At 62.7% G+C, this 9,796-nt stretch carries 6 protein-coding genes and 1 pseudogene; all 7 read left to right on the top strand.

Annotated features, from left to right (window positions below):
- A pseudogene (locus tag ABZ920_RS19405) lies at positions 1-82 on the top strand (IS5/IS1182 family transposase); the annotation flags it as partial.
- Between the two features lie 207 nt (positions 83-289).
- Entirely contained in the window at positions 290-877 is a 588-nt protein-coding gene (locus tag ABZ920_RS19400) for a hypothetical protein (RefSeq protein ID WP_361506040.1), read from the top strand.
- 923 nt (positions 878-1,800) lie between these two features.
- Entirely contained in the window at positions 1,801-2,163 is a 363-nt protein-coding gene (locus ABZ920_RS19395; RefSeq protein ID WP_361506037.1) for a hypothetical protein, read from the top strand.
- 600 nt (positions 2,164-2,763) lie between these two features.
- Positions 2,764-3,108, top strand: coding sequence for a hypothetical protein (locus ABZ920_RS19390; RefSeq protein WP_361506035.1), 345 nt, complete (start codon positions 2,764-2,766; stop codon positions 3,106-3,108).
- 421 nt (positions 3,109-3,529) lie between these two features.
- Positions 3,530-5,275 (top strand): class I SAM-dependent DNA methyltransferase, encoded by a 1,746-nt coding sequence (locus ABZ920_RS19385; protein ID WP_361506032.1) that lies wholly within the window; start codon positions 3,530-3,532, stop codon positions 5,273-5,275.
- Positions 5,272-6,576: a restriction endonuclease subunit S gene (locus ABZ920_RS19380; RefSeq protein ID WP_361506030.1), complete on the top strand. Its 1,305-nt coding sequence runs from the start codon at positions 5,272-5,274 to the stop codon at positions 6,574-6,576. Before ABZ920_RS19385 ends, ABZ920_RS19380 begins: the two co-directional genes overlap by 4 nt.
- The gene (locus ABZ920_RS19375) at positions 6,576-9,719 is read left to right on the top strand and encodes a DEAD/DEAH box helicase family protein (RefSeq protein ID WP_361506027.1); all 3,144 of its coding nucleotides are present in this window, start codon (positions 6,576-6,578) and stop codon (positions 9,717-9,719) included. The genes ABZ920_RS19380 and ABZ920_RS19375 overlap by 1 nt, the downstream gene beginning before the upstream one ends.
- Positions 9,720-9,796: the final 77 nt, after the last annotated feature.

Below are 9,796 nucleotides of genomic sequence, written 5' to 3'. Positions count from 1 at the left end.
AATCTTCCGCAGATCCCGATGCAGTCCAAACCGCATGACGTCAATCGCCAAAGCCGTCCTCACCCTGGAGCGGCAACGCTGAAGAAGCTCACTGAAGCGGCTGCGTGCTTCCTCGCCGACTCATGACGTCTGCCGCCGCTGCAGCCAGCGACGGAGCCGCCGACCGCAGCGACCGCATAACAGCCAAGGCCGCGACGTGCGTTCCCTGCCGGGCCCTCTCGTGTCGTGCCGTCACCGAAAGTGCATCGTTTCTGCCCCTTCATGGTGAGGCGCGCGTCAGACTGTGGTCATGGACTGGCTCACGCCCCTCACCGGGTTCGTTGGCGTGGTCGTGGGGGCGGCAACTTCCTACGCATCGACCCACCAAGCGCAGAAGCAGCAGCTTGCGGATGCTCGTCTGGCACGTAATGAAGCCGAGCGTGCAGCTGTCGTGGCGGCGAACGCTCAGGCGCTCACCGCTCTGCTGGGCCACATACGCAAGATGCCTCCTGACTCATCGCTGCCGGAGGTTCAAACGGCCGAGTACGAGCAACTTCTCGCGAGGGAAGAGGCTTGGTGGCACGAGCTGCTTGAGTACATTGAGCCTGCTCGTGTTGCGGCCCTGGAAGTGCGTGATGAGGAACTGCGAACGCTTATTGTTGATGGTCTGGCCTGGATATATGAGTGCCAGTATTTCAATCTGGGGCCTTACCGGCGAAGCCGGGAATGGATACTGATGGGAACAGTCCATCACTTGATCGGGTGCGTATTTTCCTGGCGTCGCGGTGACGCTGCTATGCCCGAGCCGAATGGTCGTTATAAGCGCCTTAAAGAGGCGTGGGAATACGAAGAGGAAGTTCGCCGCATTGAAGCGGAAGAGCGCGAGGCGGCGCAGTAGGCGAGTACATCAGCTGGCGCGGCATCGGAGGCGGATGCAGCTGCGAGAGAAACCGGGTCTCCTCCCGGTACGGGCCGCAACCGTCATCAACAGCCGGTCGGCCACGTCCGCGAGGCGCAGCTCGCCTCTCGCGAGACCGAACGCGATGCTCACGAGAGTTCGCGGATCTCGGCCTCGTGACTCCTGTTCGGTAGGCCGGCCAGTTCGCGCAGGGGAATCAAGCCGATTGACGAGCGCATGCGCAGCGAGCATCGGTAGTTCGTCGGGAGGGAGCACCTTCGCCACGTACTGCTAAGCGCTGTGCTGTAACCGATGGCTAGCCGATTGCTGTTGTGGCCTCGGTTTCTTCTTGCCCTGGGTCTTGCCGGGGATCTTGGGAAGCTGGGTCTTCGCTGCTCAGTGACGGTGTGCCTGTGCGCCTGGTGGTCGCCCTTGGTCCTCATTGGTCACTGTCCAGCGGCCTCGGGCGGCCCAGAGACGGCCCAGCTTTGTCTCGCTCGGCCGACGGACGGCATCTTCAAAGCGCCCTGTCTGAACCTCAGCCGACGACAGTCCGCCACGATGGCGGGTGTGCCAACCGATCACGCACGCATGTGCCTCGCTGCGTCCCGACCCGCCTCAGCCATGCTGCCTGTGCCGTCGACCAGAGCAGGAACCGGCGGCCAGCGCCTGACGACGGGGGCGCCGGCCGAGCCCTCAGCTTGGGAAGCTGGGGTTGTCTAGGAGTGGTCGCTGAGCTGAGCTGCGGTGGAGCGGCCCCGGAGCCTGACAGGCTGGCCCTCTGGTCACCGCCATTCCCCGTGGTTCCCTGCAAGATCTGGCACGGTTCTGGCACGATCTCTTCGTCTGCTTGTAGCAGTACCGGGCCGGTGCCTGACCGGTCTGCGAAGGCTGGGCAGTGGCCACGCGATGGGGGAGGGGCAATGAGGATCAAGGACCCGGAGTACCCGACAGCGGTCGAAGCGGCCGTGGAGATCCTGCGGGAGTGGGCACGTCGGGGAAAGACCATCACGTACGGGGAGTTGAGCGCCGAGTTGGCGGCACGGGGCTTCGACTCCATTCCGCCTCACCGCGGAGTTATGACCTACCTGCTCAAGGATGTCTGCCTCCACCGTAATGAGGACGGACGAGCACCGATGCTTTCGGCGATCGTGGTGAACAAGGCGAGCCAGGAGCCATCCGACCAGTTCTCCAGCCTTGCTCGAAACCTGCCCTTCTCCCGGCCAGCCAACTGGACCTGGCGGGACGAGCAGCAGCAGGTATTCGCTCAGCATCGCGAGGAATGACATCAGCCCTCGACACTCGCTTTAGGAGTTCGATCTAAGCTCGGCCTGGTCGGCACCTGCCTCGTCTACCTGTGCCACATGTGGATGACGTGTGCCGCCGCCGTCCGGGGTCGTTGATGGCAGCGTTGGATGTCAGTGGAACAGCTGCGGCACCTCGCCGAGGTGGCCGCGGCCTCCGACCCAAGCGGCGCAGATCCCGCTGTCGAGGAAAGGTTTTGTCAGTACAGTTGGCTTCCGATCTTGGCGCCATTCCTGTGCGCCTGCGGCTACGGTTCTGTTCGGCGAAGTACCTGTTCGCTGGCTCCATTTGCGGCACGATCGTCAAAAAAGGTCGAGTCTCCTGAACCGGAGGCCGACGACACGACCGGGGAACTGAGGACTGAATGAGCGAACGCTTTCCAGACGTCGACTGGTACTGCGACAGGTGCGGAGAGCGCCTCAACGATCAAGCTGGCTTCGATGACCACCGTTACACGTGGAAGTGCGAAGAGTGTGGACACAAGAACAGCATTTCGAGGGACAATATCTACGACTCCCACGAAGACTTCCACGGATCGGCATGACCCGAGGCCGTTCTCTGGATAGCGCACGGAGGGCTTGATGGCATTCGACACCAGTGACTACGACGAGATTCGCTCGATGAAGCGTGACGACTGCTATTACTTCACTTATCCAATCGAGTACATCATCGATCGAATAGGCGACGAGAATTCGGACGAATATGTGATCGGAAACACGACGATCGACGTTCAATTTGACTGGCATGATGGTGACGACAGTCGGGCGCCCGGATATCGACTCAGTTACAAGGTCAACAACTACGATCAAATCCCGGTCGGCTTTAACGGATCAGAATCCGATCTGCTTGACCAGATCTACTCGGACATCCAAGACGACTTGCGCGCTTCCGGGATCGAGGTCGGCGCGGTCGAAATCTGGTTCTAGGTGATTGTTGTCTATTTGTCGTCCGGCCAGCGGAGCTAGATCATCGGCCTGCGACAGATCCTCGCCAAGTACCGCAAGTGATACCGCAGGAGAGCCGTCACCAGCCAACGGACCCGGTGCAGTTCGTCGCGGTGCAGCCATCGGTTCGAGCTATGCTCAGGGCGCCGAAACGGGCGGGGTTTACGGCCGAGGCGGTCACCCAGTGCGTCTCGATGCAGTCGGCCGCTGACAGCCCTGTCATGCCACCACACCTGAGCTGTGAAGGGCCGGGGAGAGAGGTCCCCTCTCTGGCCCCGGCGGCAAGCTGGCCGAGTGGCTGGGCACGAACGGGGCGGGGGTCGGCGTAGCCGAACCCTGGGACGCGTGCTGCTGCCTCTGGCAAAGTGATCGGCATCGCTAGACGATTCTCGTGAGGAACCTTGTGAGCACGCTCGGTAGCTTTATCTGGTCAATCGCTGACCAACTTCGGGGCCCCTACCGCCCCAACCAGTACGGGACAGTGATCCTCCCGTTCACGATCCTGCGACGGCTCGACTGCGTGCTGGAGCCGGACCGCGCGGCGGTACGGGAGCTGGCTGCGAGGTACGAGAACCCGATCCGGCTCAAGGTTGAGGTCAAAAAGGTCACGGGGCGGACGTTCTACAACACTTCCAACTACGAGTTCGCGAACCTGCTGGCCGATGCGGACGGGCTCGCGGACAACCTCGCTGACTACATCGATCGGTTCTCCGCCGACGTGGACGTGTTCGAGTACTTCGACTTTAAAAAGGAGATCTTGGCCCTGGAGAAGGCCGGGCTCCTACGCGAGATCGTCAAGTCCTTCGGCGCCGTCGACCTGCATCCCGACGTGGTGTCCAACGCAGACATGGGGGATGCGTTCGAGTACATCATCCGCAAGTTCAACGAGGCCGCGAACGAGACTTCCGGAGACCACTACACGCCGCGCGACGCGATCCGACTGCTGGTCGACCTGCTCTTCGCGGAGAAGGACGTCGACCTCTCCGAGGGCGGCATCATCCGGTCGCTGTACGACCCCACCGCCGGCACCGGGGGCATGCTCTCCCTGGCCGAGGAGCACCTGCTCGCGCAGAACCCCAAGGCGAAGCTGAGTCTGTACGGCCAGGAGTACAACCCGCAGTCGTACGCCATCTGCAAGTCCGACCTGCTCGCCAAGGGCCACGATGCGACCAACATCGCCTTCGGTAACACGCTCACCGACGATGCCTTCAAGGGCCGCCAGTTCGACTATTGCATGTCCAACCCGCCCTACGGGGTGGACTGGAAGCAGTACGCCAAGGCAGTAAAGGGGGAGCGCGAATCCGCCGGCCCATACGGCCGCTTCGCGCCCGGACTCCCCGCGACCTCGGACGGCCAGATGCTCTTCCTGCTCCACTTGGCCCACAAGATGCGCGCACCCGAGGACGGCGGCGGCCGCGTCGGCATCGTCATGAACGGCTCGCCGCTCTTCAACGGCGCTGCCGAATCCGGTCCCTCCAACATCCGCAGGTGGCTGCTGGAGAATGACCTCGTCGAGGCGATCGTCGCGCTGCCGACCAACATGTTCTTCAATACCGGAATTGCCACCTACATCTGGATCCTCGACAACACCAAGCACCCCGACCGCCAGGGCAAGGTCCAACTCATCGACGGCACATCGTTCTGGACCAAGATGCGCAAGAACCTCGGGTCCAAGGGACGCGAGATCAGCGACGATGATCGCGCCAAGATCGTCCGGCTTTATGCAGACTTCGAGGATGCCGACCCCGACCTCTCCAAGGTCTTGCGCAACGACGAGTTCGGCTACTGGACCATCACCGTCGAGCGTCCCCTGCTCGGTGGGGACGGGAATCCTGTCGTCGACCGCAAGGGCAACCTGAAGCCCGACTCGAAAAAGCGTGACACTGAAAATGTGCCCTTCACCTACGGTGGCTCAACCGCCGGCGCGGCAGGGGAGCGCGAAGTCATCCAGAGGTACTTCGACGCCGAGGTGAAGCCGCACGCTCTTGTCGCCTGGATCGACTGGACCAAAACCAAGATCGGCTACGAGATCCCCTTCACCCGCCACTTCTACAAGTACGTTCCACCCCGCCCACTCGCCGAGATCGATGCCGACCTGGAGAAGCAGGTCACCAAGATCCTCGACCTGCTGCGGGAGGTCGAGGGGTGAGCTCTCTGACGCTGATCGGTGCACACCGTGCCGTCTCCGAGTTGCTTGAGAACCGGCCTGAGTCGTGGGACGTCGTTCGCTTCAAGGGTTTGTTCCAACGACTCGATCGACGAAATGGCGACCTCGCACACGAGATGTTGTCGTTGCGCTCGACAGGTGAAGTCGTCGCGCGCGCTGAGATGGGCGGGCGTCAGGAGCCTGACGAGGCCAACCTGCCGAAGTACCTCATCGCAGAGGTTAACGACCTTGTGGTTAACCCGATGTGGCTGATCGGCGGCGGCATCGGCGTGTCGCGGCGGGCAGGAGCGGTCAGTCCTGACTACCGCGTCTACAGGTCGCGCGGTGCCTTGCTTCCGCGGTTCGTTCATCACCTGCTGCGATCGCAGCCGTACCTTGACCAATACCTTCTGTACACGCGGGCGCAGACGACGTTTGACCGCCGCGTACAGCAGTCAGACCTGGACAATCTCCCACTGCCGGTGCCTCCCATGGAGGAGCAGCGAGCCATTGCCGACTACCTCGACCATGAGACGGCCCGCATCGACACGCTCATCGAGGAGCAGCAGCGGCTGATCGAAATGCTCCAGGAGCGGCGGTTTGCGCTCCGTGCCAACGTCGCCTTGCATGGAACAGCGCCGACCGAGGAGGTCGAGAGCCCCCTGCCGTGGGCAGAAAAGCTTCCAGCTGAATGGCGCGTCGTACCGCTCACGTCAGTCGCTAAGCTGGCAAGCGGGCACACGCCGAGCCGCTCCCGCGAGGACTGGTGGCGGGACTGCTATATCCCGTGGGTAAGCCTCCACGACGTCGGGACGATGCGGTCTGTCAAGTACCTGCACGACACGGCACAGCGCATCAGCGACGCTGGGATCGCCAACAGCTCTGCCCGGCTCCTTCCGGCACGGACCGTTGTCCTCTCTCGAGATGCGACTGTCGGTCGTACGGCGATCATGGGTGTGCCGATGGCGACATCTCAGCACTTCGCGGCGTGGGTGTGCGGACCGGATCTTGACCCTGAGTACCTCTGGGTCTTGTTCGGGGATGCGATGCAGCCTTTCTTCGACTCGTTCCAGAACGGCTCGACGATCCGAACGATCGGGATGGGGGACCTGAAGGCTTTCCGCATCCCGCTCCCGCCGCTCGACGAGCAGCGCCGCATCGTCGAATACCTGGACGAGGAGACCGCGAAGATCGACTCGCTCATCGCCGAGACGGAGCGGTTCGTTCAGCTGTCCAGGGAGCGCCGGTCGGTGTTGATCACGGCGGCGGTGACGGGGCAGATCGGCGTACGAGGGGTGGCGTGATGGCGGACCACAACGAGGTGGTCTTCGAGACGGAGATCTGTGAGTATCTGTGGGATCACGGTTGGCTGTACTCGAAGAATGACCATGATGGTGGTGAGTACGACAGGGAGCGGGCGCTGTTCCCGGCGGACCTGTTCGCGTGGCTGGAGGCGACGCAGAAGCCGGCATACGAGAAGGCGTTGAAGGCAGCTGGCTCGCCGGCGAAGTTTTTGGACGTGCTGACCGCGGCGCTCGACCGGCCGCTGGAGCACGGCGGGGGGACGCTGAACATCCTGCGCAACGGGGTGCAGTACATCGGCGGTGGCCGGTTGAAGATGGCGCAGTTCCGACCGGAGACGTCGCTCAACGAGACCACGACGGCGCTCTACGAGGCGATGCGGGTGCGGGTGGTGCGGCAGGTGCACTTCTCGACCGCTGACCAGCGCAACATCGATCTGGTGTTCTTCATCAACGGGCTTCCGGTGGCCACGGTGGAGCTGAAGACCAACTTCACCCAGTCGCTGGACGAGGCGGTAAACCAGTACAAGCAGCGTCGCAATCCGCTGACGAACGGGCGGCCGGAGCCTTTGCTGTCGTTCGGGCACCGGGCGTTGGTGCACTTCGCGGTCTCGAACGACCTGGCGGCGATGACCACGAGGCTGGAGGGGGAGAAGACTCACTTCCTGCCGTTCAACATGGGCTTCGACAGCGGAGCTGGCAACCCGCCTGGTGCGGACGGCCGGTCGTCGACGGCGTACCTGTGGGAGCGCGTCTGGGAGAAGCACGCCTGGTTGAACATCGTTGGGCGGCTGATGATCGTGGAGACCAAGGAGGAGTGGGACGTCATTGCCGGCACCTCGGTGCGGCGTACGAGCATGCTTTTCCCGCGGTTCCACCAGTGGGAGGCCGTCACGAACATCGTTGAGGCGGTGAAGGAGGAGGGTGTCGGGCAGCGGTACCTTATTGAGCACTCGGCCGGGTCGGGGAAGACGAACACCATTGCCTGGACGGCTCACCGGCTGGCGCGGCTGCATGTCGGCAATCAGAAGGTCTTCGACTCGGTCATCGTGGTCGTCGATCGAACCGTGCTCGACGCCCAACTGCAGGACGCGATCCGGCAGATCGACGGCACCGACAAGATCGTCAAGACGATCAGCCCCGAGGACGTCCGGAAGGCCGGCCTGAAGTCGAAGTCGGGTCTGCTCGCGCACGCGTTGAAGAACGGTGAGCTCATCATCGCGGTGACGGTGCAGACCTTCCCGCATGCGCTGAACGAGATCCGGAGCGACGCCGGCCTGAAGGGCAAGCGGTTCGCTGTCATCGCCGATGAGGCGCACTCCTCCCAGTCGGGGCAGATTTCTTCGAAGCTGAAGCAGGTGCTGACGGCCGAGGAGGTCAAGGAGATCGAGGAGGGCGGCGAGGTCGATGTGGAGTCGATCCTGGCCTCTGAGATGACCGAGCGGGCCGACTCGGACAACATCTCCTACTTCGCCTTCACCGCGACGCCGAAGAACAAGACGCTGGAGCTGTTCGGCCGCAAGGGGGCCGACGGGAAGCCGCACGAGTTCCACCTGTACTCGATGAAGCAGGCGATCGAGGAGGGCTACATCCTCGACGTGCTCAGGGGCTACCAGCACTATGACACCGCGCTGAAAATCGCCGGGAAGGCCGAGAGCGGCGACGGAGGGGAGGTCGAGGAGGCCACCGCCCGCAAGGGTCTGATGCGGTGGGTGAAGCTCCACCCCACGAACATCAGCCAGAAGGTGCAGATCATCGTCGAGCACTTCCACACCAACGTCGCCTACCTGCTCGAAGGCAAGGCGAAGGCGATGGTGGTGACCGACTCCCGCAAGTCCGCAGTGAAGTACAAGTTGGCCATCGACGCCTACATAGCCAAACGCCGCGCCGAGGACGTCTCCTACAACTACCGCACCCTGGTCGCCTTCTCCGCCGGGGTGACGATGGCTGAGGACGAGACCTGGCACAGCGATTGGGGCCCGCAGCCCTCGAAGGATGACGAGTTCACCGAGGTCAACATGAACCCAGGCGCCGGGACTGATCTGGCGGCCGCATTCAAGGGCGACACGTACAAGATCATGCTGGTCGCCAATAAGTTCCAGACCGGCTTCGACCAGCCCCTCCTCTCGGCGATGTACATCGACAAGAAGCTACCGGGGCTCACCGCGGTGCAGACGCTCTCGCGGCTCAACCGCACCCACCGCACCGCCGGTGGGGAGCAGAAGCGCAAGACGTTCGTCATCGACTTCGCCAACAACCCCGAAGACATCAAGGCAGCCTTCGAGCCGTACTTCAAGAACGCCACCCTGGAGACCGAGACCGACCCGTACATCGTCATCCACCTGGCTAACAAGCTAGCCCAAGCCGGAATCTACACCGACGACGACGTCCGCAAGGTCGCCGAACTGTGGGTGTCCCGCAAGGGCAACAACGCGCTCTCAGCGGCGATCAGCCCAGCGCAGCACGATTTCCGGCGCCGCTATGCGCGAGCGATCGAGGAAGAGGATAAGGTCGCCCTCAACGCGCTCGACCTCTTCCGCAAGGACGTCTCCACCTACGTACGCCTCTATGACTTCATGTCCCAGATCGTCGACTACGGCGACCCCTACATGGAGATGCTCTCCATCTTCCTGCGCCTGCTGGAAAAGGTCATCGCCGAGTCCGCCTGGGCCGCCAACGTCGACCTCTCCGACGTGGTACTGGTCGGGGTCAAGCACAACAAGGCGAACGCGGTCGACATCTCACTCGTGGGCGACGGGCGACTGAAGGGCATCAGCGCCGCCGGCACGGGCACGAAGAAGGATCCGAAGTACGTTGCGCTCCAGGTCGTCATAGACAAGATGAACGACCTCTTCGGGGCCGCATCGTTCGCCGAGTACCAGATCCGGGAGTTCGTACAGGGGCTCGTCCAGCGGTTGCTCGCCGACTCGAACCTGATCAACCAGACCAAGGTGAATTCCAAAAAGCAGTTCCTGGAGTCTCCAGACTTCCAAGCAGCTGTTACGGAGGCGGTCGCAGACAACCAGGACGCCCACAACACGATGGCTGACTACTTCTTCACCGACGGGCCGGCTATCAACACGATCATCGTCGCTCTCGCGGATGCCTTCTACGAAGCAGCGGTCGATCAGCAGCTGGGTTTTTGAGGTTCTGTGGTAGCCGCTTTGAGGAGAGAGGTTGGGGAGTGGGGGCACTGACCTGGAGCTTCGATACCTGGTCAGGC

The sequence above is a fragment of the Streptomyces sp. NPDC046831 genome (assembly GCF_040645305.1).
Lineage (GTDB): Bacteria > Actinomycetota > Actinomycetes > Streptomycetales > Streptomycetaceae > Streptomyces.
The sequence above is the reverse complement of the archived record's forward strand: the minus strand, read 5'-3'. Positions and strand labels throughout refer to the sequence as shown.

Coding starts and splice junctions, on each gene's coding strand:
- ABZ920_RS19390 (WP_361506035.1), top strand. CDS start 2,764: ATGGCATTCGACACCAGTGACTACGACGAGATTCGCTCGATGAAGCGT.
- ABZ920_RS19400 (WP_361506040.1), top strand. CDS start 290: ATGGACTGGCTCACGCCCCTCACCGGGTTCGTTGGCGTGGTCGTGGGG.
- ABZ920_RS19395 (WP_361506037.1), top strand. CDS start 1,801: ATGAGGATCAAGGACCCGGAGTACCCGACAGCGGTCGAAGCGGCCGTG.
- ABZ920_RS19375 (WP_361506027.1), top strand. CDS start 6,576: ATGGCGGACCACAACGAGGTGGTCTTCGAGACGGAGATCTGTGAGTAT.